Consider the following 26,597-nt stretch of genomic DNA (forward strand, 5'->3'; position numbering starts at 1 on the left):
GATGTGACGTTCGGATTGTGACGAGCGTATGAATGCTGTACGGCAGCGCTCCAAAAAGGCGCCGGATTTTCTGCAGCGCGATTCACCTTGCTGGGAGTGAACGATGAACCTGGAAAGCAAATGGCTGGAAGACTTCAGTGCGCTGGCCGCTACCCGCAGTTTCTCCCAGGCGGCGGAGCGCAGATTCGTCACGCAGCCGGCGTTCAGTCGACGGATTCGCAGCCTCGAAGCCGCGCTGGGCCTGACTCTGGTCAACCGCTCCCGTACGCCCATCGAGCTGACAGCGGCGGGGCAGTTGTTTCTGGTCACGGCCCGGACTGTGGTCGACCAACTCGGCGAAGTGCTGCGCCATCTGCATCATCTGGAAAGCGGGCAGGGCGAGGTCATGCAGATCGCGGCGGCTCACTCGCTGGCGCTGAGTTTCTTTCCCCGCTGGATCGCGCAGTTGCGCAACGAAGGGCTGAATATCGCGACCCGGCTGGTCGCCACCAACGTCGGCGACGCCGTGCATGCCCTGCGCGAAGGCGGCTGTGATCTGATGCTGGCCTTCTACGACCCGGACGCGGCGCTGCAGATGGACGCCGAAATATTCCCGTCCCTGCATCTGGGCATGACCGAAATGCTCCCCGTGTGTTCGGCGGATGCCGATGGAAAACCACTGTTCGATCTGGAAGGCGAGCTCAGTGTGCCTCTGCTGGCCTACAGCGCCGGCGCATTTCTCGGGCGCTCGGTGAACCTGCTTCTGCGCCAACGCAGTCTGCGTTTCACGACGGTGTACGAAACGGCGATGGCCGACAGCCTCAAGGGCATGGCGCTGCAGGGTTTGGGCATTGCCTGGGTGCCGCGTCTGAGCATTGTCGCGGAACTCGAACGAGGCGAACTTGTAGTTTGCGGCGGCACACAATGGCACGTGCCTCTGGAGATTCGGCTGTATCGATGTGCGCTGGTCCGCAAGGCCAATGTGCGGCTGTTGTGGCGCAAGCTTGAGGGTGGCGTGGCGCAGACGGCGGTCTGACCTTGGAGTCAGTAAATACGGGGCTGGAGGCTACAAGCGGCTGGCTGACAGGAGGTCGTCAGCGTTCTGTCAAACGAAACTCTTTGCGGTATACTGCGCGGCCTTTGGCCGGTTGCACCGGTCATTATTCGTACGACAAGCCACGCCGGTCTTCCCGCGTGGCTTGTTGTTTTTAGACGCGCCTGCGGGCGCCCTATGAAGAGGCACGACGATGAGCGCACTGGTTGGCGTGATCATGGGCTCCAAGTCCGATTGGTCCACCCTTAGCCACACCGCCGATATGCTGGAAAAGCTCGGCATTCCGTACGAAGTCAAAGTGGTTTCGGCGCACCGCACGCCCGACCTGCTGTTCAAGTACGCCGAAGAGGCTGAAGGTCGTGGCATCGAGGTGATCATCGCCGGTGCCGGTGGTGCTGCTCACCTGCCAGGTATGTGCGCTGCCAAGACTCACCTGCCAGTGCTGGGTGTTCCGGTGCAGTCGTCGATGCTCTCGGGTGTCGACTCGTTGCTTTCCATCGTGCAGATGCCAGCAGGCATCCCGGTTGCGACCCTGGCGATCGGCAAGGCTGGCGCGATCAATGCCGCTCTGCTGTCGGCCAGCATTCTGGGCGCCAAGCACCCGCAATTCCATGCAGTGTTGAAAAAATTCCGCACTGAGCAGACAGACAGCGTTCTGGACAATCCAGACCCACGCGAGGCCTGAGGTTTTCATGAAGATCGGCGTAATCGGTGGCGGCCAGCTGGGTCGCATGTTGGCTCTGGCGGGCACTCCGCTGGGAATGAACTTCGCGTTTCTCGACCCCGCGCCGGACGCATGTGCCGCTGCGCTGGGCGAGCATCTGCGTGCCGATTACGGCGATCAGGATCACCTGCGCCAGCTGGCCGATGAAGTCGATCTGGTGACTTTCGAGTTCGAAAGCGTTCCGGCTGAAACCGTGGCCTTCCTCTCGCAATTCGTCCCGGTCTACCCAAGTGCCGAAGCCCTGCGCATTGCGCGCGACCGTTGGTTCGAAAAGAGCATGTTCAAGGACCTGGGCATTCCAACGCCTGCCTTCGCTGACATCCAGTCCCAGGCGGATCTGGACGCGGCGGTGGCCAGCATCGGTCTGCCGGCGGTATTGAAAACCCGCACGCTGGGTTACGACGGCAAGGGCCAGAAGGTCTTGCGCAAGCCGCAAGACGTGGTCGATACCTTCGCAGAGTTGGGCAGCGTACCTTGCCTACTGGAGGGCTTCGTACCGTTCACCGGCGAAGTCTCGCTGATCGCCGTCCGGGCTCGCGATGGCGAAACCCGCTTCTACCCGCTGGTCCACAACACCCATGACAGCGGCATACTGCGCCTGTCCATCGCCAGCACCGATCATCCGCTGCAGGCACTGGCTGAAGACTATGCCGGTCGCGTACTCAAGCAGCTGGATTACGTTGGCGTGTTGGCGTTCGAATTCTTCGAAGTCGACGGTGGCCTGAAAGCCAACGAAATCGCGCCTCGCGTTCACAACTCCGGTCATTGGACTACCGAAGGCGCCGAGTGCAGCCAGTTCGAGAACCACCTGCGCGCTGTTGCCGGCCTGCCGCTGGGTTCGACGGCCAAAGTGGGCGAGAGCGCGATGCTCAACTTCATCGGCGAAGTGCCTGCCGTGGACAAGGTCATCGCCATCGACGACTGCCATCTGCACCACTATGGCAAGGCATTCAAGGTCGGCCGCAAGGTGGGACACGCTAACGTGCGCAGCAAGGACCGCGCGACACTCGATCGCCAGGTGAAGCTGGTCGAGGCGTTGATAAAGAGTTAAGCGTTGAACCATTCATCCCCCGCGCCCCTCTCATAGCGTGTTGCCAATTGCCGACTAGGCTTTGGCATATTCATTCAAACAGAGGGGCATGGCATGGGAATCATCGGAACCATCTTCATCGGCCTGATCGTGGGTCTGCTGGCTCGTTTTCTGAAGCCTGGCGACGACAGCATGGGCTGGATCATGACCATTGTGCTCGGGATCTGTGGTTCGCTCGCCGCGACCTACGGTGGTCAGGCGCTGGGTATTTATCAGGCAGGCGAGGGCGCGGGTTTCCTGGGCGCTCTGATCGGCGCGATTATCTTGCTGGTCATCTACGGCATGATCAAAAAGAAATGAAACTGATCCTGGCCCTCTGCGCTAATGCTGCGCAGGGGGCTAGAATGCCCGGCACTTGAATCTTCCATGCCGAGCCACGTAATGCGTCGTCTTCTTCTCGTTTCCTTGCTGCTGGTCTGCGGACTGGCAAGCGCCGCTGACATCCCTGAAACCGATTGGCTCGAACTGATGCCCAAGTCGGATCAGAAAGCCCTCGAAGCCATGCCCGAAATCGATCACAACTCCCCGGAAGCTCAGGGTACGTTCGACAGCAAGGGTGGTTTGAAGCAGAGCAAGGGCCTGCCTGCCGTGATGTACTCCACCAAAACCGTTGCGGCCATGGACGGCAAGAACATTCGCCTGGGTGGTTATCCCGTTCCGCTGGAAACCGATGCCAAAGGACATAGCACGCTGTTCTTCCTGGTCCCGTATCCGGGCGCCTGCATTCATGTGCCGCCACCGCCGCCCAATCAACTGGTGCTGGTGCGCTACCCCAAAGGCCTGAAGATCGACGACATCTACACGCCGCTGTGGGTCATCGGCACATTGAAGGTCGAGAAGGTCAGCAATGATCTGGCCGATGCGGCCTACGCGCTGGATGCCTCGAAGGTGCGGGTTGTGGTTGAGGCGGATTTGTAAGAGCTGGCGCTGGAAGGCACCCATCTTTGGTTCACTGCGAACCTTGCGGGAGGGAGCTTGCTCGCGAATATGACGGTACAAGCGACACATTGTCGCTGCCTGCTACCCGGTAATCGCGAGCAAGCTCTCTCCCACAACTGCACCACCCGCCAGTTCTATCAATCGTCCGTCAAAGGCTCTGCCCAGATACTCACGCTCATCATGTGCATGTCACCGGGCTTGAGCGTCACGATGTCGCTCATGACATTGGCGGTCTCAACACACACCATGTTCTGCCAGCCATCGGCCTGCATGTCGCCTAACGTCTTGGTCTTCTCGATCCATGGGTTCCACACCACCGATGAATTCGAGCCGATGGTCTGGATCTGAATCCGGCGTTTCCACTCAGGGTCGACGATGGAAATCAGCTCAGGTGTGTCCTGATAGATGCGATCTGTCTCACCGGTGAACGTAATGTCGCCCACTTGCACGTTCTGTGTTTCCCAGCTTTCCAGCGTATTCAGATAGCTGACACCGTCCAGGCCCTCAATGCTGACCTGTTTGATATCGCTGACTGCGAAGTAGCTGTGCAGCGCCTGGCTCAAGGTCACATCTTCAGGGCCTGCATTGAAGCTGACCAGGCTGACATTCAATGCCGAGTCCAGGCGAATCTGCAGCTTCAGGCCCACGGTATGCGGCCAGCCTGGCAGATGCCCTTCGGCCTTCGGCTGAATGAATTCGACGATCAGTGCATCGCCGTCCTCACCCATCCCCATCAACTCCCAGTCGAGGGCGCGAACTTCGCCGTGGGCGTTGGCAGGTTCGCTGCTCTGACGCATGGCCTGCACGCTTTGTGGGTTGCGCTGGAAGTTGCCGAACCAGGGCCAGCAGATCGGCATGCCGCCGCGAATTGCCTTGCCGTGCTTGAACACTGCGCCTGGGTTGGACCAGATCAGCGGCTGATCGCCATCGATTTGATAACTGACGATATGCGCGCCCTGCTGGGCGACCACCAGTTCGGCCTGACCGTGGCGGATACGCCAGCAATTGAGCTCACCGAGCTGGATGGATTCGACTTCTGGCGTAGGCATAAGGGTACTCACTCAAAGGACAGTGACTGAATCAGACTGTGCCAAGCTTGATGAGTTTAGTGCGCCCTGCCAAGTGCGACGAAGTCGACGCCGAACGATGTCAGCGTCTGGCCGGGACCGAGCGGGTACGACCGCTGCCGTCAATGGCGACGAAAACGAATACGGCTTCTGTCACCTTGCGCCATTCGCTGGACAGCGGGTCATCGCTCCACACCTCGACCATCATCTGGATCGAGCTGCGGCCGATTTCCAGGGTCTGGGTATAAAAGGACAACTGCGCGCCCACGGCCACGGGGACCAGAAACGCCATACGGTCGATGGCGACGGTTGCAACGCGTCCGCCTGCAACCTTGCTGGCCATCGCGGTGCCTGCCAGGTCCATCTGCGAAACCAGCCAGCCGCCGAAGATATCGCCAAAGCCGTTTGTTTCGCGTGGAAGTGCCGTGATCTGCAACGCGAGATCACCTTGTGGAATCGGATCTTCTTGTTCGAGCTCAATCATGCCGGGGTCCCTCTGACCCATGACTCTCAAAGTCTTCACTGCGTTAAAAAGGGAAACTCTGCGAAAACGACTTGGTTAAATGGCTTCGCACAAATTCCCTGAAAAGACCGGTTGAGTCGCGGTCGGCAAGTATATCGGGCCGGGCGTCATGAGACGACCGCCGGGTTCCGATTTTGCCGGCCTCACGTTGCAATCCATGTGCATTCGCGCGCAATTTGCTATCGTGCCGAACCGATTTGGCGCACTACGCCGTTATTGGCACGCAATTTTGATGCCCGATTACATCTTCGAGTCGAGAAATCGCGTGCACAGCCGTTACCCGCGGCTGCATCGCTGTTGATTTTTCGCCCCGAGAGAGCCTCAAAAGAGAAGCCATTGTCATGTCCTTTGTGCCTTCAAGTGCCGCGCAGCCTTCGCGCCCACTGACCCGCAACGATTACAAAACCCTGTCGCTGTCCGCCCTCGGTGGCGCGCTGGAATTCTACGATTTCATCATCTTCGTGTTCTTCGCGGCGGTGGTCGGCAAGCTGTTCTTCCCGGTAGACATGCCCGAATGGCTGCGCCTGATGCAAACGTTTGGCATTTTCGCTGCCGGATATCTGGCTCGCCCACTGGGCGGCATCGTCATGGCGCACTTTGGTGATTTGCTGGGCCGCAAGAAAATGTTCACCCTGAGCATCTTCCTGATGGCCGTGCCAACGCTGATCATGGGTCTGCTGCCGACCTATGCGCAGATCGGCATCTGGGCGCCGCTTTTATTACTGCTGATGCGCGTCATTCAAGGCGCCGCGATTGGTGGCGAAGTGCCGGGTGCGTGGGTATTCGTTTCCGAGCACGTTCCCGCACGTAACGTCGGTTACGCCTGCGGTACCCTCACGTCGGGTCTGACCGCTGGGATTTTGCTGGGTTCGCTGGTCGCCACCTGGATCAACAGCCTCTACACCCCCGCCGAGGTTTCGGACTACGCCTGGCGTATTCCTTTCCTGCTCGGCGGTGTATTCGGTCTGATGTCTGTCTACCTGCGCCGCTGGCTGCACGAGACGCCGGTTTTTGCTGAGCTTCAGCTGCGCAAGCAACTGGCCGAGGAAGTCCCGCTCAAGGCTGTATTGCGTGACCACCGCGGCGCCGTCGTGCTGTCGATGGCCCTGACCTGGCTGCTGTCGGCCGGTGTGGTTGTCGTCATCCTGATGACCCCGACTCTGCTGCAAACTTCATACGGTTTCGCACCTGCTGTCACCCTCAAAGCCAACAGCCTGGCCATCGTCCTGCTAAGCCTGGGTTGCATCGGCGCAGGTGCGCTGGCTGATCGCTTCGGTGCGGGCCTGGTGTTTCTGTTTGGCTCGCTGGGTCTGCTGATCAGCTCGTGGACCTTCTACCACACCGTGGGTGACCACCCGGATCTGCTGTATCCGCTCTATGCGATAACGGGCCTGTTCGTCGGCACCATCGGCGCGGTGCCGTTCGTGATGGTCAAGGCATTCCCGCCCGTGGTGCGTTTCTCCGGGCTGTCGTTCTCCTACAACCTGGCTTACGCAATCTTCGGTGGCCTGACACCGATGGTCGTGACGCTGATGCTCAAGGCCAACCCGATGGGGCCTGCGTGGTACGTGGCGATTTTGTGCGGGTTAGGGATGGTGATCGGGGTTTATCTGCTTAGGGGAAGAGATAACAATCCATTGGGATGAGCAGCCGATGGTCGCGGATAGACAATCGTAACTGTCCGCGACATGTGCCGTTACACCTTCAGAGCGATTATCGCGGCCTGGTTGTTGTATCGCGCAGCGCACAAGATCTGGTTATCGCCAGTCACGACAAAGCTGTTTGCTGACGTTGCGCTTGAGACGGACGTATTTTCGTCTAGTGTGCAAAAATGAAGATCACCTCCGAAAGAGTCGTCAGGTTTGCCGCTAGCAAGGAATCTCCCTATCATGTTCCAGCGTTCTCCATCAGGGGTTTGGTCCTCTGCGTTTCCAATGCATAAAATTTGGTCCGTGGACGGGGTCGCCGTGCTGATACGTGAGCTTGTGGCTGCCCAGAAATCCAACAGTTTGGACCCAAACGAATAAATTGCCGGCTCTCCGTTGTTGAACGTTTTATCAGGGATACCGTCGATATTGAACCTCATGATCATGCTGCTGTAGCGCAATAGTTTTTCGACATAGACGTAACCGACCGCGGTGAATTTTTGCATATTAATGTCTACATCTACGTCTGATAGGGTCGTCAGTACGCCTGAGCTAATGTAGGCGACGCCATCTTCGCCGAAGCTGCGAACCGTTTCCCCCCTCCGGTCTAGCATCTTTATAAAACCTGCGATTTTCGAATCCGTACGACTGGTTCCGAATGCCAAAATGTACTCGCTTTGCGTCGTCCCTACGACACCGCTTAGTCCAGCGTGGCCGCCGGTGACGATTTCGAGTTTGCCTCCGTTTTGAAAACTGTTATCGAGTACGCCTAAAGATGTCAGTCTGACTATATAGCTGACCTGGGGTGAGCTTTTGGTCCGAATTGCACATGTTACGGTGTTGTCGGAGTGTACAACTACGGTCATCGGTCCCACGGAAAATAATTCCGGTATGTCAGGGGCTAACAACTGGTTAAGATGACAGTGGCCATCTTTGCCGAAGCTAGGATCTGCAGCTCCGTCGCTGAGTAGCTTTGAGACGATATAGATAGGTTGTGTTGAGGGGGAGTAAACCCCCCAAACGAATATGTCTCCGTTGGCAGTTTCGTAGATTCCGTCAATCATGCAGTAGCCGTCCGAGTAGCCGAAGCGAAACTCCTTGGAGCCGCCGTCGCCGAACGAGCTTTCTAGTTCGCCTTTATCATTAAATTTCGCAATGCCGGAAACAGGGTAGTCAGGGGCAGCGAAGCCTTGAAAGCTCGCTAAATACAAATGCGTTTCCGAGTGGCATCGAACAATGCTCTTAGCTGGCCCACCAGGGCGATCACCTAGTTTAAGCATCAGCCTTCCATTGTTGCCAAAGCTGGTATCAAGCTCGGCTACGCGATAGGATGGGGCGATTTCTTTTGTACGTTCTTTTTCAATAGATTGGAGCTTGTGGTCCAGAGGTGTTATGTCCATTTTTATCCTTGTTTATCTATTCCTCGTTTTGCCATCACTCTGTTGGGTTGAGTTTAGGTCTTTGAGGTTGAAACTGGTTTTGGGTAGCGTCACTCAAAAAACTGTAGTTGCAATTAGGTGCTCCGGTTATATTGATTAGAAATAAAATGCTCACGGGTTATTGCGCTAATCAATAGCTCTCAGTGAAGCCTCAGCTGTTTCATTAAATCTGGTGCTAGGTGAGTTGGACTTCCTCAATGCTGCTGCGTAACGTTCAAGAAGATTTTGGTGCTTAACGTATTTCAAGATGACCTGATTTTTGTTTGCTTATTAGTCAGATCGAATTGCATTATTCTTCATTGCCCAGCCCGCAGATCCAGCGATTAAATAACCTGTGGCTTAAGGTGCGACAAGCGCGTCGAAATGGCTGCTCAGCGTTCATCTACTTGTCACAATCTCGCCATAAAGTAGTCACATGGCCATCACGGACCACCGGCCGACCCTTCCGACCTCGCCAGGAGCCAGGTATGACACTCAAGCGTTTTATGACTGCACTCACCTTTGTCGCCGCCAGCGTTGCCGCTGCCAATGCCATTGCGGCGGTTGATCCTGCGATCAAGCCATACGTCAAAACCTCAGGCGTGTCGGGCAATCTGTCCAGCGTTGGTTCGGATACCCTGGCCAACCTGATGACCATGTGGGCTGAGGCCTACAAGAAAGAATACCCATCCGTGAACATTCAGATTCAGGCTGCCGGTTCCTCGACGGCACCACCTGCGCTGACCGAGGGCACCGCGACGCTGGGCCCGATGAGTCGCAAGATGAAAGACGGGGAGTTGTCGGCGTTCGAGCAGAAGTATGGCTACAAGCCGACGGCGATTCCGGTAGCGGTCGATGCCCTGGCGGTGTTCGTGCACAAGGACAACCCGATCAAGGGCCTGACGCTGCAGCAGGTCGATGCGATCTTCTCGGCGACCCGTTTGTGCGGCGCCAAGGCCGATGCCAAGACCTGGGGTGATGTCGGCGTGACTGGCGATCTGGCAGGCAAGTCCGTTCAGCTGTTCGGTCGCAACTCTGTATCCGGGACCTACGGCTACTTCAAGGAAGAAGCCCTGTGCAAAGGCGACTTCAAGCCAAACGTCAACGAGCAACCGGGCTCGGCCTCAGTGGTCAGCTCCATCAGCAGCTCCTTGAACGGCATCGGCTACTCAGGCATTGGTTATAAAACGTCCAGCGTACGCACCGTGCCGTTGGCCAAAAAAGAGGGCGGCGAGTTCGTTGAGGACAATGAAGCCAACGCGTTGAACGGGACTTATCCGCTGGCGCGCTTCCTTTATGTCTATGTGAACAAGGCGCCGAACAAACCGCTGAACCCGCTGGAAGCCGAATTCGTCAAACTGGTTCTGTCCAAACAAGGTCAGGAAGTTGTCATGAAAGACGGGTACATTCCTCTACCAGCCAAGGTCGTCAGCAAGTCATTGGCTGATCTGGGGCTATAAGAACGGCAGCGAGCATTATCGCTGGCAGGACAACCCGGAAGCGGGGTGGCAGGTTCGTCCCGCCGATAGACAAAAAGGCCTTATGGAACGAGGCTCGCGAAACAATGAGCAGTCCGTTGCCACGATTCCGGGGCGACGGGCTTTTTTGCGTCACCGCGCTGTAATGTATTTGTCATACAGAGTGGCTAGGGTGTGCGCATGAATGATTTGGCCAATTCATCGATGACCGAAAAATCCCCACCCGAGCGCATTGATTTCAATACGCCGGAGCTGCAACGCAAGCGTCGTATTCGTGCGCTCAAGGACCGTCTGACGCGCTGGTACGTGCTGGTGGGTGGTCTCGCTGTGCTGGCCGCAATCACGTTGATCTTCTTTTATCTCGCCTACGTCGTATTTCCCCTGTTTCAGGGCGCAAAGCTGACCCCCCGAAACGTTCAAACTCCCGCCTGGATGCAAGATGCCGGCAAGCCGATGGTGCTCGTCATCGAGGAGCAGAATCAGGTCGGCATGCGCGTGTCCGACAAGGGCGAAGCGCTGTTCTTCCATATCAGCGACGGCAGCGAACTGTCCCGTTTGACCCTACCAGTGCCCGTTGGCGTTCATGTCACCTCGGTTGCCCAGGATCAGCCGGGCAAGCCGCTGATAGCGGTGGGCCTGTCGAACGGCCAGGTGCTGGTGTTCAAGCACGCATATCCGATCACCTACCCGGACAACAAGAAAACCATCACCCCGACCATTACCTGGCCCTACGGCGAAACGCCGCTGGTGCTGGACGAAGAAGGGAGGGCGCTTGAGCACGTCAATCTCAATGCCAGCGATACCACGTTGATTCTCGCGGGCGCCACTGGCGCTCAGCTGCATGTTCTGTCCCTGACCCAGGCAGAGAACATGATGACTGGTGAAACCACCCATGAAGAAAGCCGTATCGATCTGCCGCAATTGTCGGCGGCGGTGAAGGCGATCTACGTCGATCCGCGTCAGCAATGGTTGTATGTCATCAACGGCCGCGCTCAGGCCGACGTCTTCAACCTGCGCGACCGCACGCTCAATGGCCGCTACAAGCTGCTCGAAGATGCCAATGCCGAAACCACCGCCAGCACCCAATTGGTGGGCGGTATCTCGCTGATGATTGGCAGCTCCAAGGGCAACATCGCGCAGTGGTTCATGGCCCGTGACGTCGATGGCGAAATGCGTTTGCAGCACATCCGCGACTTCAAGATGGGCGGCGCGCCGATCTCGCAGATCACCGCAGAGCAGCGTCGCAAGGGCTTCATCGCCATGGACACCGCAGGCAAGCTGGGGGTGTTCCACAGTACCGCCCATCGCACGCTGCTGATCGACCCGGTCGCCAGGGGCCCTGCCGTCATGGGAATGTCGCCTCGTGCGGACCGCATCATCGTCGAGGACAGCGGCAAGTTGCTGCCGTTGAACCTGAAGAACCCGCACCCGGAAGTCTCCTGGAGCGCGTTATGGGACAAGGTCTGGTATGAAAACTACGACGAGCCCAAGTACATCTGGCAGTCCACGGCATCCAACAGTGATTTCGAGCCCAAGCTGAGTCTTGCGCCGCTGACCTACGGCACGCTCAAGGCCGCGTTCTACGCCATGCTGCTGGCAGCACCGCTGGCCGTGGCTGCAGCCATCTACACCGCTTATTTCATGGCCCCGGGCATGCGTCGCAAGGTCAAGCCGGTGATCGAACTGATGGAGGCCATGCCGACGGTGATTCTGGGTTTCTTTGCCGGCCTGTTTCTGGCGCCGTATCTGGAAGGGCATCTGCCGGGCATCTTCAGTTTGTTGATCTTTACCCCGATCGGGATTTTGCTGGCGGGGTTCCTGTGGACACGCTTGCCTGAGTCCTTGCGCCTGCGCGTTCCCGATGGCTGGGAAAGCGCCATCCTGATTCCGGTCATCCTGTTGGTGGGCTGGGTGTCCCTGGGCATGAGTTCGCACCTGGAGAACTGGTTCTTCGGCGGCGACATGCGCTCCTGGATCACCAACGATATGGGCATCACCTACGACCAGCGCAACGCTTTAGTCGTCGGGCTGGCCATGGGCTTTGCCGTCATCCCCAACATTTATTCGATTGCCGAAGACGCCATATTCAGCGTGCCTCGCGGGCTTACCCTCGGTTCGCTCGCGCTGGGCGCCACGCCGTGGCAGACCTTGACCCGCGTGGTGATCCTGACCGCCAGCCCCGGCATCTTCTCGGCCCTGATGATCGGCATGGGCCGCGCTGTGGGCGAAACCATGATCGTGCTGATGGCCACCGGCAACACGCCGATCATGAACATGAATCTGTTCGAGGGCATGCGCACGCTGGCCGCCAACGTCGCGGTGGAGATGCCGGAGTCGGAAGTAGGCGGCAGTCATTACCGCGTATTGTTCCTCGCAGCCTTGGTGCTGCTGATATTCACGTTTGTCATGAATACCTTGGCGGAGCTGATTCGTCAGCGCCTGCGCAAGAAGTATTCGTCTCTTTAGGGCAGGTAGAAACAGATGAAAAAGACCTCCCTGAAGAGCTGGTTCAAAAGCGGCGCCCCCGGCGTCTGGATGAGCGCGGGCGCGGTGTCCATCGCCGTGATCATGACCATTGGCCTGTTGGCAGTGATTGCCGTGCGGGGCCTGGGGCATTTCTGGCCCGCCAATGTCATTTCCGCTCAATACGGCGTGCCAGGGCAGGACAAACATGTGCTGGTCGGCGAGCTGGTGCAGTCCGAGGAAGTCCCGCGTGCCCGACTCAAGGGCGCCGGGCTGCCGGTGCCGGACCAAGGCCCTGAATTCATGACTCGCGACCTGTTCAAGGTCGGCAACCGCGACATCAACCCCAGCGATTTCAGCTGGGTCGTGGGCGAGTGGCTGACCGAGCAGAACATGCCCGCCGAACTGATGACGATCGAGCGTCGCGAGTGGGGCAACTTCTACGGCTATCTGGTCAACGTCAAAGAGAATGGCAAGGTTGTCGCGGAGGGTGAAGCTGCCTGGCCGCAACTGCAGGAGCGCATCAAGCGCGTGCAGAAGATTTCGGACGAACTGAACGGGCTGGAAAAGACCGACATCGGCGCGATCAACCACGGCATCGAACGCCTGCGTCTTCAGGCACGCAAGCTTGAACTCAATGGCAAGCTCAACCCCGAGGCTCAGGCCGACATGGCAGCCGAGCGCGCCGAGTACGATGCGCGCTACAAGGAAATCGAGTCGCGCCTGGGCGCACTGCACGCCGATTTCAATCGCGACAGCCTGACCGCTCGTGATGCCAACGGCAAAGAGATCGAGATCAGTCTGGGCAAGGTCGTCCACGCTTATCAGCCCAACGCCATGGGTGTCGGCACCAAACTGGGCTTCTACTTCCAGAAACTCTGGGAGTTCCTCAGCGACGACCCCCGCGAAGCCAACACTGAAGGCGGCATCTTCCCGGCTATTTTCGGCACGGTGATGATGACCCTGATCATGGCCGTAATCGTTACGCCTTTTGGCGTGCTGGCGGCGGTCTATCTGCGTGAGTATGCCCGTCAGGGGCCGGTCACGCGGCTGATCCGTATCGCCGTGAATAACCTCGCGGGTGTGCCGGCCATTGTCTACGGCGTGTTTGGTCTGGGCTTTTTCGTCTACGTGCTGGGCGGCTCGATCGACCAGCTGTTTTTCCCTGAAGCGCTGCCAGCGCCGACGTTTGGCACCCCGGGGTTGTTGTGGGCGTCGCTGACTCTGGCGCTGTTGGCAGTGCCGGTGGTGATCGTCGCGACTGAAGAGGGGCTGGCGCGTATCCCGCTGACCCTGCGCGAAGGTTCGCTGGCCCTCGGCGCGACCAAGGCCGAGACGCTGTGGAAGATTGTTCTGCCCATGGCCAGCCCGGCGATGATGACCGGCCTGATTCTCGCGGTCGCCCGTGCTGCCGGTGAGGTTGCGCCGTTGATGCTGGTGGGCGTGGTCAAAATGGCGCCCTCGCTGCCGGTGGATGGCAACTACCCGTATCTGCACCTTGACCAGAAAATCATGCACCTGGGCTTCCACATCTACGACGTCGGCTTCCAGAGCCCCAACGTCGAAGCCGCGCGCCCGCTGGTGTACGCCACGGCGCTGTTGCTGGTGCTGGTGATCGCGCTGTTGAACCTGTCGGCGGTGACCATCCGCAACCACTTGCGCGAGAAGTACAAAGCGCTGGATAGCTGATTGATAACGGCGTCGTCCCTGAGGCCAGGTTGACGACTCGATGAAACGAATTGAGAGCGCAGGGAGTAACCCATGCAGCAAGAACCCCACACCCACGGCATCAACATGTCGAAACTGGGTCGCAAGCGTCAGGGACTGGACCTCGCCAACGAAGCGGTTGCGCTGGAGGTGCCGGGCCTGAACCTGTTTTACGGCGAGAAACAGGCGCTGTACGACATCCGGATGAACATCCCGAAGCAGCGTGTGACGTCGTTCATCGGGCCGTCTGGCTGTGGCAAGTCGACCTTGCTGCGCACCTTCAACCGCATGAACGATCTGGTGGACGGCTGCCGTGTGCAGGGCGAGATCAAGCTCTACGGCCACGACATCTACACCAAGGGTGAAGACGTCGCCGAGCTGCGTCGCCGGGTGGGCATGGTGTTCCAGAAGCCCAACCCGTTCCCCAAGACCATCTATGAGAACGTGGTCTACGGCCTGCGGATCCAGGGCATCAACAAGAAACGCACGCTCGATGAAGCCGTCGAGTGGGCATTGCGTGGCGCGGCACTGTGGGATGAGGTCAAGGACCGCCTGCATGAGTCGGCGCTCGGGCTTTCCGGTGGTCAGCAGCAGCGTCTGGTGATTGCCCGCACTATCGCCGTCGAACCCGAGGTACTGCTGCTCGATGAGCCATGCTCCGCGCTCGACCCGATTTCGACGTTGAAAGTCGAAGAGCTGATCTACGAACTGAAATCCAAATACACCATTGTGATCGTTACCCACAACATGCAGCAGGCGGCGCGCGTATCGGATTACACCGCGTTTCTGTACATGGGCAAGGTGGTCGAGTTCGGGGACACCGATACGTTGTTCACCAATCCGACCAAAAAACAGACTGAAGACTACATAACCGGTCGTTACGGCTAGCACGTGTTTCGTCAGCCCTGAACCACCGCGCAATCAATCGGACGGACACTCAGCATGATCAAAGACAGCCATACACATCACATCTCCCAGCAGTTCAACGCTGAACTGGAAGAAGTTCGCAGCCACCTGCTGGAAATGGGTGGTCTGGTCGAGAAGCAGGTCAACGATGCGGTCACCTCGCTGATCGAGGCCGATTCGGGCCTGGCTCAGCGCGTGCGCGAAGTCGACGACCGCATCAACCAGATGGAGCGCAACATCGACGAAGAATGCCTGCGCATTCTCGCTCGTCGTCAGCCTGCTGCTTCTGACCTGCGTCTGATCATCAGCATCTCCAAGTCGGTGATCGACCTGGAGCGCATCGGTGACGAATCCACCAAGATTGCCCGTCGTGCCATTCAGCTGTGCGAAGAAGGCGAGTCGCCGCGCGGTTACGTGGAAGTGCGCCACATCGGCGATCAGGTGCGCAGCATGGTGCGTGACGCGCTGGACTCGTTCGCACGCTTCGACGCCGACCTGGCGCTGTCGGTTGCGCAATACGACAAGACCATCGACCGCGAATACAAGACCGCGCTGCGCGAACTCGTCACCTACATGATGGAAGATCCGCGTTCGATCTCCCGCGTGCTGAACGTGATCTGGGTGCTGCGTTCGCTGGAGCGCATCGGCGACCACGCGCGCAACATCTCGGAGTTGGTGATCTACCTGGTGCGCGGTACCGACGTGCGCCACCTGGGTCTCAAGCGTATGCAGGAAGAAGTTAAGGGCCGTGCCGCCGAAATGCCTAATGTTCCGGACGCGCCTGACGATAAGTAAGATTGCCTGAGAAAAAACGCCTGGCGAACGCCGGGCATTTTTTTGGGTATTCACTTTGTGTTTAAGTCACCTTTTTTCAGTCACCCGCGAATAAATGTCCCGGTGTCGTCAAACAATTTGGCAGTTGGCCACCAGCCAGCGATATGCTCGCCATTTGCGGTGAACACGCCATCAGGAGCGTCGATGAGTAAAGTCAGTGTATTGGTGGTGGATGACGCGCCGTTCATCCGCGACCTGGTCAAGAAAGGCCTGCGTAACGCGTTTCCCGGAGTCACCCTTGAAGATGCGGTCAACGGCCGCAAGGCACAGGTCCTGCTGACCAAGGAAGTGTTCGATCTGGTGCTCTGCGATTGGGAAATGCCCGAAATGTCCGGGCTCGAGCTGCTGACCTGGTGCCGCCAGCAGGAAAGCCTGAAAAACATGCCGTTCATCATGGTGACCAGCCGTGGTGACAAGGAAAACGTCATTCAGGCGATTCACGCCGGCGTTTCCGATTTCATTGGCAAGCCGTTCACCAACGAGCAATTGCTGACCAAGGTCAAGAAAGCCCTGCACAAGGTCGGCAAGCTGGAGGCCCTGATGACCGGCGCCCCGGCGCGCGCGAACGCGGCTTTCGCCAACGATTCGCTGAGTGCTTTGACCGGTAATCGTCCGGAAGTCGTCAGCGCTACGCCGACTGCAGCTGCACAACCGCTGATCAAACCGATGGCCAAGCCAGCGGCACCGACCGAGCCGACCGGCCGTGGCCAAGGCCAGTTACGTCTGTCCAGCGGCAATCAGCAGTGTGTGATCAAGGCGCTGACACTCAAGGAAGCCTCGCTGGTGGTGCGCCGCAGCGAAGTCCTGCCGCAGATTCTCGACAGCGCGGTGCTCGACCTTGAGCAGGGAGAGAATGCTGAAGTCGCGCGTTTGAACGGATATCTGCACGCTATCGCCGCCTTCGAGCAGAAGCCGGACAGCGACTGGCTGCAACTGACGTTCCGCTTCGTCGATCAGGACACCCAGAAGCTCGACTACCTGTCGCGCCTGATTGCCCGTGGTACCGCGCAGAAGCACTTCGTTCCGGGTGCGTGACCAGAGCTTCGAACCTGCACGACTCTGGTTGTCAGCTCAACACCTGTAGCAGTTCGGCTTGCCGGCGGTAGCGATCTTTCGGACGTCACCGCCGACAAGCCGTGCTGCTACGGCAAGTGCGTTATCACAGCCGCCATCAGGTTGACCGGCACGCCCCGTTCGCGAGCAAGCTCCCTCCCACAGGTTTTTCAGGTGTTCTCAAAATCGCGATCACCCGACGAACCGCCGCTGCGCTCTGCATAGAAATTGCAAATCCATTCGCGCCCGGCCCTGACGCGATTTCCTTGACGCTTCGTCTATTGCCGATTGATACGGATGAGTCCTTTTCGATCGGTTTCGCTGTTAGGCTGGCCCCCATCGTCCCCTCAGCCAGGCCTATCCAGATGTTAGAGCGCTTTCTGGTGATGTGTGTGTTGCTACTGGCTGCGCAATCGGCCGCAGCCGTCACCATCTATCGATTCACCGATGCCAACGGTGTGGTTTCGTTTACCGATCAACCCGTCGCTGGCGCGCAGGTGATGAAACTGCGAGAGCGCATGGTTGAACGCATCGACAGCCAGGTTCGGCTCAACGTCAAGAAAGCCAAAGGCACCGACAGCCTCTACGTGCGCAACGATCTGTACGCGCCGGTAGAAATCGAACTGCGTCTGTCAGGCGTGAAGAACGTGGTGGGCGTCGCCGATCAGGTAATTCGCCGCACCATTCCCGCTCGCAGCAACGAACGGTTGCTCGCGCTCAGCCCGCAAGTTCCTGGCAAAGCCATGGCCTATAAGCCGAGCCTGCGCTCGATTGTCGGCGATCCGCAGCGCAGCATCTCGGCGGGCGGTTTCGCCTATCGCTATCCACTGCCGTGGGTGGGTGGGCCGTTCCGCATCAGTCAGGGCCCGAATGGCTCGTATAGCCACGTCGGCGCCAAGAGCCGCTACGCCATCGACATCGCCATGCCTGAGGGCACGCAGATCATCGCGGCCCGTGGCGGCACCGTGATCAAGACCGAGAATGGCCAGTCAGGCCGGGGCGCGAATCCATCGGGCAACTTCGTGCGCATCCTGCACGATGACGGCACCATGGGCGTCTATCTGCACCTCAAGCAGGGTTCGGTCAGCGTCAAGGAGGGCGAACGGGTGACCGTAGGCTCGCCGCTTGGGCGCTCAGGCAACACCGGCAACAGCACCGGGCCGCACCTGCACTTTGTGGTGCAGCGCAACGTAGGGCTGGCGCTGGAGTCGATCCCCTATGAATTCGCTCAGCCGGTTCAGAACTTGCCGAACTTCGCGATTGGTGGGAATTGAGGTGAGTTGGTCGCGGGCACCATGGATTCGGAGGGAATCGGCTTGCTGGCGAATGCGGTCGATCAGCAACGTCGTTGTTGAATGACACACCGCGTTCGCCACCGTCGTGACCTCCGGCAGCTCCCACAGTTCTCACATCTGTTTCAGGTTGTAGTCAATCCAGCCCTCAAGATCGCTACCGCCGGCAAGCCGGATTGCTACAGGATGTCGGCGGTTCAGTCAGGGCACGTCAATCCAGCTTCAAAACCTTAGCCAGCACGATCTTCGGGCCTTTCATCTTCTTGATGATGATCCGCAGGCCCTCGACTTCCATCACTTCTTCTTCCTCGGGCACACGCTTGAGGCTGTCGTAGATCAGGCCTGCCAGGGTTTCGGCCTCGACGTGGTCCAGATCGATGCCCAGCAGGCGCTCGACCTTGAACAACGGCGTATCCCCGCGCACCAGCAGTTTGCCCGGCTGATACGCGAGGATGCCGCGTTCAGCCTTGCGGTGTTCGTCCTGAATGTCGCCCACCAGCACTTCCAGCACGTCTTCCATGGTCAGATAGCCGATGACCTTGCCGTCGGCTTCTTCGACCACCGCGAAGTGCGCGCCGCCCTGACGGAACTGCTCCAGCAGGCGCGACAGCGGCAGGTGCTTGGATACGCGCTCCAGCGGGCGCGTCAATTCGTCGAGGTTGAACGACTCGGGAATGTGATCAAGCGCTGCCAGCTCCAGCAGCAGGTCCTTGATGTGGAGCAGGCCGACGAACTCGTTGCGTTCGGCGTCATACACCGGGTAACGGCTGAATTTGTGGCGGCGGAACAGCGCAAGGATTTCCTTGAGCGGCGCATTGCAGTCCAGCGTTACCAGGTCTTCCCGGGAGTTGGCCCAGTCCACCACTTCCAGCTCGCCCATTTCCACGGCAGACGCCAGTACGCGCATGCCCTGATCGCTCGGATCCTGGCCGCGGCTGGAGTGCAGAATCAGCTTCAGTTCTTCCCGGCTGTAATGATGCTCATGATGCGGGCCGGGTTCGCCCTGACCTGCAATGCGCAGAATCCCATTGGCGCTGGCGTTCAACAGATAGATCGCCGGGTACATGACCCAATAGAACAGGTACAGCGGAACCGCCGTCCACAGCGACAGCAGTTCGGGTTTGCGGATGGCCCAGGACTTGGGCGCCAACTCGCCAACCACGATGTGCAGATAGGAAATCACGAAGAACGCAGAGAAGAATGACACGCCCTTGATGACTTCGGGCGAGCCCACACCCATCGCTTCCAGCAACGGTGCCAGCAGATGCGCGAAGGCAGGTTCACCGACCCAGCCAAGGCCAAGGGAGGCGAGGGTGATACCCAGCTGACAGGCCGAAAGATAGGCGTCGAGTTGACTGTGGACCGTGCGCAGGATGCGACCGCGCCAGCCGTTTTTCTCGGCGATGGCCTCCACCCGAGTGGAGCGCAACTTGACCATGGCGAACTCTGCAGCAACGAAAAAACCGTTGAGCAGGACCAGAATCATTGCGAAGAGAATCATGCCGAAGTCGGCGAAAATTGAAGCCAGGCTGATACCAGGGGAAGGGTCCATGATGGAGTTTTGCGGGTTCCGTTTTGAAAAAGGATGAAATAAGCCCTCACAATTGGAGGGCATAGGCGGTGCAATTTAGCGGCTATCCGCCAGCAATGCTAGGGCTTGGTCATCTGGATCGGAGCAAAGTTGCAGATGAAAACGCTGCCTTTGCCCAACACGCTGTTTATCTCCAGCGTGCCGCGATGACGAAGCAGTACATGCTTGACGATCGCAAGCCCCAACCCTGTGCCACCGGTATTGGATGCCCGGCTGGAGTCTACCCGGTAGAACCGCTCGGTCAGGCGTGGGATGTGTTTGGTGTCGATGCCGATGCCTGAGTCTTGCACGCTCAGGTGTGCGCCGCGTCCGTCCGCCCACCAGCGAATGCGGATTTTTCCTTCGGCCGGGGTGTATTTCACTGCGTTGAAGATCAGGTTGGAGAACGCGCTGCGCAATTCCGCCTCGCTGCCTTTCAGGCTCCAGTCGCTTTCCAGATCCAGGGTGATTTCCTGATTCTTGGGGCCGGACAAGGCCTGTGCGTCGTTCTTGATGCTCTGCAACAACGCAGGCACTGCAATGGGCTGGTTATCCGACGGATAGTCGGTGGCTTCAAGCTTGGCGAGTAACAGCAGGTCGTTTAGCAGGGTCTGCATGCGCCCGCCTTGCTGATGCATCTGTTGCAGTGCGCGGACCCAGCGTGGATTCACTTCCTCGACGTTATCGAGCAACGTCTCCAGATAACCGCAGATCACCGTCAATGGCGTCCGCAGTTCATGGGACACGTTGGCGACGAAATCCTTGCGCATCTGTTCCAGCAGATGCAGGCGCGTCACGTCGCGCACCAACATCAGATGCTCGTTATTGCCGTAGCGGGTAATCAGCATCTGAATGCGCAGGCGATCGTTGCCGGGTGAAGGAATTTCCAGCGGCTCGGCGTAATTGCCCTGCTCGAAGTATTCCTTGAAGCGCGGATGGCGCACCAGGTTGGTCACCTGTTGGCCGCTGTCTTGTGGGGTTTTCAGGCCAAGCAGCGTTTCGGCGGCGCGGTTCCACCACTCCAGATTGCCTTCGCTGTCGAGCATGATCACGGCGTCCTTCAGCGCGGCCGTGGATTCCTGAACCCGATCGATGACCGCTTGCAGACGCCCGCGCACGCGCTGATCGCGGCGTTGCAGGTGATAGATGCTGTCGAATACTTCGCCCCACAGGCCATAACCATCCGGTGGCGGCTCGTCGGATTTGTGATGGCGAAGCCAGTCATGCAGGCGCAACAACTGCTTGAGGGTCCAGGCCAGGTACAGGCCGAGTCCTATCGCCAGGCACCAGCCATAATGCCCGCTGATCAGCCCGGCCAGCAGCGAGGCCGTGACCAATAGCAGCAGGTGGCGGATCAGGGTGCCATGCCAGTTTTGATTCAATTAACGCGTCCTTGTCTTCAGCGATCCGAGTCGCTACCAAAGGCTTTGTCAGCTTTTGGTGGAGAAACGGTAACCAGTACCGCGGACGGTTTGTACCAGATTTTCATAGGCATCGCCGAGGGCTTTGCGCAGGCGACGGATGTGCACGTCGACGGTGCGTTCTTCCACATAAACGTTGCCGCCCCAGACTTGATCGAGCAACTGCCCGCGGGTGTAGGCGCGTTCCTGGTGAGTCATGAAGAACTGCAGCAGGCGGTATTCGGTTGGGCCCATCTCGGCGGGTTTGCCGTCGATGGTCACGCGGTGGCTGATCGGGTCGAGCAGCAGGCCGCCGACTTCGATAGGCGACTCGCCGTCGTTAGGGCCTGCGCGACGCAGCACGGCCTTCAGGCGCGCGACCAGCTCGCGAGGAGAGAATGGTTTGGTGATGTAATCGTCGGCGCCGACTTCAAGGCCCTGAATCTTGTTGTCCTCCTCACCCTTGGCGGTGAGCATGATGATCGGGATATCCCCGGTCAGCTCATCACGCTTCAAGCGGCGCGCCAGTTCGATGCCAGAGGTGCCGGGCAGCATCCAGTCGAGCAGGATCAAGTCGGGTTTGCGGTCGACGATGACGGCGTGGGCTTGCTGAGAGTTCTCTGCCTCCATGCAGTCATAGCCGGCCATTTCCAGTGCGACGGCGATCATCTCGCGAATCGGCGCTTCGTCGTCGACGATCAGAATGCTCCTGCCAACCATGCCTCGAACCTCATGTCATTTAACTGTCTTGGGGCGCATTAGATAACGGAATTATTGCAGTCGTGTGACAGGTTAGTTCGAACGAGGCGCATTGCCCGGTCTAGAGCTAAGCTTGTGGTCTTGTTCTACAACGAACGTCCATGTAACCAATACAAAAAGGGGCTTCATCTTATGGCTAAATTTTCTGCTGCTTTTACAGGTCTTTTGGCCGCCGCTGCGCTGGCGTCGTCCGGAATGGCTTTCGCTCACCATCAGGCCGATACCAAGGATGGTGTGCTGGTCGACAAGAAAGGCATGACCCTCTACACCTACGATAAAGACACTTCGGCCGGTAAGTCTGTGTGCAACGACGACTGCGCCAAGAACTGGCCGCCAATGACCGCTGCCACCGACGACAAGGCAGAAGGCGACTGGACCATCATCAAGCGTGACGATGGTGCGTCACAGTGGGTCTACAAAGGCAAGGCGCTCTACACCTTCATCAAAGACAAGGCCCCTGGCGACAAGACCGGTGACGGTCTCAAAGACGTCTGGCACGTCGCCAAACCCTGATTTGACACCTCAACCTGCGCTGGCCTGCCAACGGTCAGCGCAGCGCGTAGTCCACCACGATCCCCACGAAGATCGCCAATCCCGCCCAATGGTTATGCAAGAAGGCCTTGAAGCAGACCTGTGGCTCTTTATTGCGCGTTGACCAGAACTCCCACGCAAAGCAACCGGCAGCCACCAGCAGGCCCATGAAGAAATAAAGCCCCAGCTCAAAGCGTGACCCCGCCAGCATCAGGCAGAACAGCGCAAGGCATTGCAGTGTCAGGATGATCACCCGGTCAGCGTCACCAAACAGCACGGCGGTGGACTTCACGCCGATCTTCAAATCATCTTCGCGGTCGGTCATCGCGTAATAAGTGTCGTAGCCAACGGTCCACAGCAGGTTGGCGATGTACAGCAACCAGGCGACGGCGGGCAGATCGCCGGTCTCGGCAGTGAACGCCATCGGCATCCCCCACGAGAAGGCCGCGCCCAGCACCACCTGCGGGTAATAGGTGTAGCGCTTCATGAACGGGTAGGTTGCCGCCAGAGCCAGGCCGCCAAAGGATAGCCAGACTGTCGTCGAATTGGTCAGCAGTACCAGCGCGAAGCTAAGACCCACCAAAACGGCGAAGAGGATCAACGCCTCTTTGGACGTGACCCTTCCACTCACTAGCGGACGCTGCTCCGTGCGTTTGACGTGGCCATCGACCTTGCGATCAGCGAAGTCATTGATCACGCAACCGGCAGCGCGCATCAGAAACACGCCGATGACGAAGATCAGCACGTTACTCAGCGATGGCGCGCCCTTGCCTGCAATCCATAGCGCCCACAGCGTCGGCCACAGCAGCAGATAAATGCCGATCGGCTTGTCGATACGGGTCAGTTGAATGAAGTCCCATGCCCGTGGATGCAGCCGATTGAGGGACTTGAGCAGCGACAGGTACATCAGTGGCGCTCCTTGCTGATATCGGCGGCCTGATCGATGGCGCGCCAGACAGTCGGTAAAAACACTTCGGCGACCAGGATGCCCAATGCGCCACGAGTGAAACATGAGCGACGGCCCCAGAGCCCCTGAGTCGCGTCCGCCTGCGGCAACCATTGCGCGGGATATTGGCAGATCTGCAAGGGGCCGCGTGCGAATGCCCGGTCGCTGAACAGCAGTTCGCCCAACGAGCGGGTGCCAAGCTCGTCCATGTGCAGCCCGTCCTGCTCCAAAGCTGCGCGTGCCGCGACGCTGCGGGCGAACACCCACTTCTCGCCGTACCCCAGCAGATACACCTCGCGTACCCAGCCTTCGCTGCCTTCAGGCAGTTGCAGCGCAAGGCACTCGTCGCTGCGCAGGCGTTGCCAGCCTTCGAACAGTGGTGTGACGCTGAAGCCATCATGGGAAAGGCGGGTCAGGCGGCGGGTTAGAGAGTCTTCGTGAAACAACCACTCAAGAACCACTGGCTCAGGCGCGTCGATCATCTGATCGCGCAACCGCCAGTCGGGAGTAGGAGATGCAGGATTTTGCTGGATCACAGTAAGCAGATATTGGCAGCAATCGAGGCGGCGAGCTTAGCATGATTGCGGATCCTGGCCGACGACCGGGCCAGAGCTTTGGTAGCGATGAAACTTGCGTCATGGCCCTGCGATCAGTAAAACGCCCTGACCCATTCGAAAAACGCGCGACAACAGCCGAGCGTCTGGGCACGTTTAGTCTGAGAACCGAGAGAAACGACCGATGAAAAAGTGGCAATGCATTGTCTGTGGCCTGATTTACAACGAAGCCGATGGTTGGCCGGATGACGGCATTGTTCCCGGCACACGCTGGGAAGACGTACCGGAAGACTGGCTGTGCCCGGACTGCGGCGTCGGCAAGATGGATTTCGAAATGATCGAAATCGCCTGATTTCGCTGTTTCCCTTTATGGGTTTTACCTGAACGACTCTGGAGAGATGAATGAACGCACCCGTGGTGATCATTGGAACCGGCCTTGCGGGCTACAATCTGGCCCGCGAATTTCGCAAGCTCGATAGCGAAACGCCGCTGTTGCTGATCACTGCCGATGACGGGCGTTCCTACTCCAAGCCCATGCTCTCCACCGGCTTTGGCAAAAATAAGGAAGCCGACGGCCTGAGCATGGCCGAGCCCGGCACGATGGCCGAGCAACTGAAGGCTGAGGTGCGCACCCACACCCGCGTCAGCGGTATCGATGCGGGTCACAAGCGGCTGTGGATCGGTGAAGAGTCAGTGTATTACCGCGACCTGATACTGGCCTGGGGCGCCGAAACCGTGCGTGTTCCGGTAGAAGGCGACGCAAGCGAATCGATCTTCCCCATCAACGATCTGGAAGACTATGCGCGCTTTCGTGCAGCGGCGACCGGCAAGCGTCGTGTGCTGATTCTGGGTGTCGGCCTGATCGGTTGCGAGTTCGCCAATGACCTTATCCTCGGCGGCTATGAGGTCGATCTGGTCGCGCCCTGCGAGCAAGTCATGCCAACGCTGCTGCATCCAGCGGCGGCGGCAGCGGTTCAGGCCGGCCTGGAAAGTCTCGGCGCACGTTTTCATCTGGGACCGGTGCTGACACGCCTCGCGCGCGAAGGCGACGGGCTCGAAGCGCACCTGTCAGACGGCGAGGTCCTGCACTGCGATCTGGTGGTCTCGGCGATCGGTCTGCGACCACGTGTCGATCTGGCCGCTGCGGCTGGTCTTGAGATTGGCCGTGGCGTGGTCGTCGACCGACACCTCAAGACCTCTCACGCCAACATTTATGCCTTGGGCGACTGTGCCGAAGTCGACGGCCTGAACCTGCTCTACGTGATGCCGCTGATGAGCTGCGCGCGAGCGCTGGCACAAACCCTTGCTGGCACGCCGACGCCGGTCAAATACGGACCGATGCCGGTAACCGTCAAAACCCCCGTCTGTCCGCTGGTGGTATCGCCTGCACCTAAAGGTCGGGAAGGGACGTGGAGCGTTGAAGGGCAGGGCGCCGACATCAAGGCGCTGTGCCACGATGCAGACGGAAATCTGCTGGGCTATGCGCTGACGGGCACTGCGGTGATGGACAAACTGGCGCTTAATAAGGCACTGCCGGCATTGCTGGCGTAAATAACGGTCGTTCTGTCGGATAAGACGCATTTTTGTTGAAACAAACGTGGCCCACGTACTGGCGCGGGCCACGGCGGCATGCCATCCTCATTCCGGTCTGCCGCTACGTAGAGCCGTTGCGGCACCTGCTCGCTGACCCGCCAGGGCAGCACGGGACATAAAAACAAAAAACCGTAAAAGAGGCTTCATATGCGTAAACCAGAACTCGCAGCCGCTATTGCTGAAAAAGCAGATCTCACCAAGGAACAAGCCAATCGCGTACTCAATGCCGTCCTGGACGAAATCACCAATGCCCTTCACAAGAAGGACAGTGTGACCCTGGTTGGCTTCGGTACTTTCCTGCAGCGCCATCGCGGTGCACGCACGGGTAAAAATCCACAGACCGGCGAGCCGGTGAAAATCAAGGCGAGCAACACCGTGGCATTCAAGCCGGGTAAATTCCTGAAAGACAGCGTTAATCCGTAATAGAGCGCTGGACGCCTTGCGGAAGGCGAACAGCACAGAAATGGGCATACCACAGAAGTTGGATGCCCATTTTTTTCGCCCGCGCTTTTGTACGTGCAGGCTGTCTGCGCCGCCATTTTGCGACCGTCGGGTTCTGCTTACTCATCATGGCTGCAAGATCGCTACACTGCCGTCGGCTGCTTATCCGCACCTGATCGCATGAGGCGTCTTACATGAAGTTTCGTTTTCTTCTCTGGATGATGGGCCTGCTGATGGCTCGCGCCAGTCGCAACAATCCCGCTTTTCAGCAACAGCTCAACGGCAAGGACCTGACATTCCAGCTGCAGACATCCGACGGCAAGGTCGCGCGGCATTTTGTGGTACGTGATCAGCGCATCAGCAGTCGTGGCGGCGCAGTGGCTTCGCCGGAGTTCGCGATCTCGTTCAAGGATGCCGCATACGGCTTCGCGACGATGCAGGCGAAGAACAAGCAACTGGCGTTCATGCAGGGAATTCAGGACAAGAACATCCAGGTCACCGGCAACACCGGGCTGGTGATGTGGTTTCAGGGCCTGACGAAGTATTTGAAGCCGCGGAAGAAGAAATGAAGTTCCGAGGATGGTATGGCTGGGGCTTTTGCGCCTCATAGTCATCCTCAACTTCGGGAAT

At 58.7% G+C, this 26,597-nt stretch carries 26 protein-coding genes; 18 read left to right on the forward strand and 8 right to left on the reverse strand.

The window, feature by feature from the left end; all coding sequences use genetic code 11:
• Window positions 1-103: 103 nt before the first annotated feature.
• The 5 genes from BWR59_RS05750 (at window position 104) to BWR59_RS05770 (ending at window position 3,765) form a co-directional block, all read left to right on the forward strand.
• Entirely contained in the window at window positions 104-1,015 is a 912-nt protein-coding gene (locus BWR59_RS05750) for a LysR substrate-binding domain-containing protein (RefSeq protein WP_081564683.1), read from the forward strand.
• A gap of 211 nt (window positions 1,016-1,226) precedes the next feature.
• Window positions 1,227-1,718, forward strand: coding sequence for a 5-(carboxyamino)imidazole ribonucleotide mutase (gene purE / locus BWR59_RS05755; protein ID WP_081564684.1), 492 nt, complete (start codon window positions 1,227-1,229; stop codon window positions 1,716-1,718).
• Between the two features lie 7 nt (window positions 1,719-1,725).
• Window positions 1,726-2,808, forward strand: coding sequence for a 5-(carboxyamino)imidazole ribonucleotide synthase (locus BWR59_RS05760; RefSeq protein ID WP_081564685.1), 1,083 nt, complete (start codon window positions 1,726-1,728; stop codon window positions 2,806-2,808).
• 93 nt (window positions 2,809-2,901) lie between these two features.
• The gene (locus tag BWR59_RS05765) at window positions 2,902-3,147 is read left to right on the forward strand and encodes a GlsB/YeaQ/YmgE family stress response membrane protein (protein WP_081564686.1); all 246 of its coding nucleotides are present in this window, start codon (window positions 2,902-2,904) and stop codon (window positions 3,145-3,147) included.
• 81 nt (window positions 3,148-3,228) lie between these two features.
• On the forward strand, window positions 3,229-3,765 hold the full coding sequence (locus BWR59_RS05770; protein ID WP_081564687.1) for a DUF3299 domain-containing protein: 537 nt from the start codon (window positions 3,229-3,231) through the stop codon (window positions 3,763-3,765).
• Window positions 3,766-3,923: 158 nt separating this feature from the next.
• On the opposite strand, the gene BWR59_RS05775 is transcribed toward BWR59_RS05770, so the two are convergent.
• Together BWR59_RS05775 and BWR59_RS05780 are read right to left on the reverse strand one after the other, a co-directional pair.
• Window positions 3,924-4,835 (reverse strand): D-hexose-6-phosphate mutarotase, encoded by a 912-nt coding sequence (locus tag BWR59_RS05775; RefSeq protein ID WP_081564688.1) that lies wholly within the window; start codon window positions 4,833-4,835, stop codon window positions 3,924-3,926.
• A 100-nt stretch (window positions 4,836-4,935) separates the two neighbouring features.
• On the reverse strand, window positions 4,936-5,337 hold the full coding sequence (locus BWR59_RS05780; protein WP_037016781.1) for an acyl-CoA thioesterase: 402 nt from the start codon (window positions 5,335-5,337) through the stop codon (window positions 4,936-4,938).
• A gap of 380 nt (window positions 5,338-5,717) precedes the next feature.
• On the opposite strand from BWR59_RS05780, the gene BWR59_RS05785 reads away from it, so the two are divergent.
• Complete coding sequence (locus BWR59_RS05785) at window positions 5,718-7,022, forward strand: MFS transporter (RefSeq protein WP_081564689.1); 1,305 nt, start codon at window positions 5,718-5,720, stop codon at window positions 7,020-7,022.
• Between the two features lie 50 nt (window positions 7,023-7,072).
• Here the strand turns inward: BWR59_RS05785 and BWR59_RS05790 are convergent, their stop codons facing one another.
• Window positions 7,073-8,422: a hypothetical protein gene (locus tag BWR59_RS05790; protein WP_081564690.1), complete on the reverse strand. Its 1,350-nt coding sequence runs from the start codon at window positions 8,420-8,422 to the stop codon at window positions 7,073-7,075.
• Between the two features lie 506 nt (window positions 8,423-8,928).
• On the opposite strand from BWR59_RS05790, the gene BWR59_RS05795 reads away from it, so the two are divergent.
• From BWR59_RS05795 to BWR59_RS05825, 7 genes are all read left to right on the forward strand, one after another.
• Complete coding sequence (locus BWR59_RS05795; protein WP_081564691.1) at window positions 8,929-9,900, forward strand: phosphate ABC transporter substrate-binding protein PstS family protein; 972 nt, start codon at window positions 8,929-8,931, stop codon at window positions 9,898-9,900.
• A 198-nt stretch (window positions 9,901-10,098) separates the two neighbouring features.
• Window positions 10,099-12,384: an ABC transporter permease subunit gene (locus tag BWR59_RS05800; protein WP_081564692.1), complete on the forward strand. Its 2,286-nt coding sequence runs from the start codon at window positions 10,099-10,101 to the stop codon at window positions 12,382-12,384.
• A gap of 15 nt (window positions 12,385-12,399) precedes the next feature.
• Window positions 12,400-14,070, forward strand: a complete 1,671-nt coding sequence (pstA, locus tag BWR59_RS05805) for a phosphate ABC transporter permease PstA (protein ID WP_081564693.1) — start codon at window positions 12,400-12,402, stop codon at window positions 14,068-14,070.
• 72 nt (window positions 14,071-14,142) lie between these two features.
• Window positions 14,143-14,976, forward strand: a complete 834-nt coding sequence (gene pstB / locus BWR59_RS05810) for a phosphate ABC transporter ATP-binding protein PstB (protein WP_081564694.1) — start codon at window positions 14,143-14,145, stop codon at window positions 14,974-14,976.
• Window positions 14,977-15,030: 54 nt separating this feature from the next.
• Window positions 15,031-15,789, forward strand: coding sequence for a phosphate signaling complex protein PhoU (phoU, locus tag BWR59_RS05815; RefSeq protein ID WP_081564695.1), 759 nt, complete (start codon window positions 15,031-15,033; stop codon window positions 15,787-15,789).
• Between the two features lie 183 nt (window positions 15,790-15,972).
• Entirely contained in the window at window positions 15,973-16,863 is an 891-nt protein-coding gene (locus tag BWR59_RS05820; RefSeq protein WP_081564696.1) for a response regulator, read from the forward strand.
• A 383-nt stretch (window positions 16,864-17,246) separates the two neighbouring features.
• Complete coding sequence (locus BWR59_RS05825) at window positions 17,247-18,155, forward strand: M23 family metallopeptidase (RefSeq protein WP_081564697.1); 909 nt, start codon at window positions 17,247-17,249, stop codon at window positions 18,153-18,155.
• Window positions 18,156-18,384: 229 nt separating this feature from the next.
• On the opposite strand, the gene BWR59_RS05830 is transcribed toward BWR59_RS05825, so the two are convergent.
• The 3 genes from BWR59_RS05830 to phoB form a co-directional block, all read right to left on the reverse strand.
• Window positions 18,385-19,725 (reverse strand): hemolysin family protein, encoded by a 1,341-nt coding sequence (locus BWR59_RS05830; RefSeq protein WP_081564698.1) that lies wholly within the window; start codon window positions 19,723-19,725, stop codon window positions 18,385-18,387.
• Window positions 19,726-19,823: 98 nt separating this feature from the next.
• A complete protein-coding gene (gene phoR, locus BWR59_RS05835) occupies window positions 19,824-21,125 on the reverse strand; it encodes a phosphate regulon sensor histidine kinase PhoR (protein ID WP_081564699.1) in 1,302 nt (433 codons plus the stop codon).
• Between the two features lie 48 nt (window positions 21,126-21,173).
• Window positions 21,174-21,863: a phosphate regulon transcriptional regulator PhoB gene (gene phoB, locus BWR59_RS05840; protein WP_062379821.1), complete on the reverse strand. Its 690-nt coding sequence runs from the start codon at window positions 21,861-21,863 to the stop codon at window positions 21,174-21,176.
• 171 nt (window positions 21,864-22,034) lie between these two features.
• Between phoB and BWR59_RS05845 the strand changes: the two genes are divergently transcribed.
• On the forward strand, window positions 22,035-22,415 hold the full coding sequence (locus BWR59_RS05845; RefSeq protein ID WP_081564700.1) for a hypothetical protein: 381 nt from the start codon (window positions 22,035-22,037) through the stop codon (window positions 22,413-22,415).
• 34 nt (window positions 22,416-22,449) lie between these two features.
• Here the strand turns inward: BWR59_RS05845 and ubiA are convergent, their stop codons facing one another.
• Window positions 22,450-23,340: a 4-hydroxybenzoate octaprenyltransferase gene (ubiA, locus tag BWR59_RS05850; RefSeq protein ID WP_081564701.1), complete on the reverse strand. Its 891-nt coding sequence runs from the start codon at window positions 23,338-23,340 to the stop codon at window positions 22,450-22,452.
• A complete protein-coding gene (locus BWR59_RS05855) occupies window positions 23,340-23,915 on the reverse strand; it encodes a chorismate lyase (RefSeq protein WP_081564702.1) in 576 nt (191 codons plus the stop codon). Before BWR59_RS05855 ends, ubiA begins: the two co-directional genes overlap by 1 nt.
• Before the next feature lie 202 nt (window positions 23,916-24,117).
• Between BWR59_RS05855 and BWR59_RS05860 the strand changes: the two genes are divergently transcribed.
• From BWR59_RS05860 to BWR59_RS05875, 4 genes are all read left to right on the forward strand, one after another.
• Window positions 24,118-24,285, forward strand: coding sequence for a rubredoxin (locus BWR59_RS05860; protein WP_081564703.1), 168 nt, complete (start codon window positions 24,118-24,120; stop codon window positions 24,283-24,285).
• Between the two features lie 50 nt (window positions 24,286-24,335).
• The gene (locus BWR59_RS05865) at window positions 24,336-25,484 is read left to right on the forward strand and encodes an FAD-dependent oxidoreductase (protein ID WP_081564704.1); all 1,149 of its coding nucleotides are present in this window, start codon (window positions 24,336-24,338) and stop codon (window positions 25,482-25,484) included.
• Window positions 25,485-25,673: 189 nt separating this feature from the next.
• A complete protein-coding gene (locus BWR59_RS05870; RefSeq protein ID WP_037017594.1) occupies window positions 25,674-25,949 on the forward strand; it encodes an HU family DNA-binding protein in 276 nt (91 codons plus the stop codon).
• Between the two features lie 212 nt (window positions 25,950-26,161).
• Window positions 26,162-26,536, forward strand: coding sequence for an SCP2 sterol-binding domain-containing protein (locus BWR59_RS05875; RefSeq protein WP_081564705.1), 375 nt, complete (start codon window positions 26,162-26,164; stop codon window positions 26,534-26,536).
• Window positions 26,537-26,597: the final 61 nt, after the last annotated feature.

The sequence above is a fragment of the Pseudomonas sp. Bc-h genome, assembly GCF_002080045.1.
In the GTDB taxonomy this organism is placed as follows: Bacteria; Pseudomonadota; Gammaproteobacteria; order Pseudomonadales; family Pseudomonadaceae; genus Aquipseudomonas.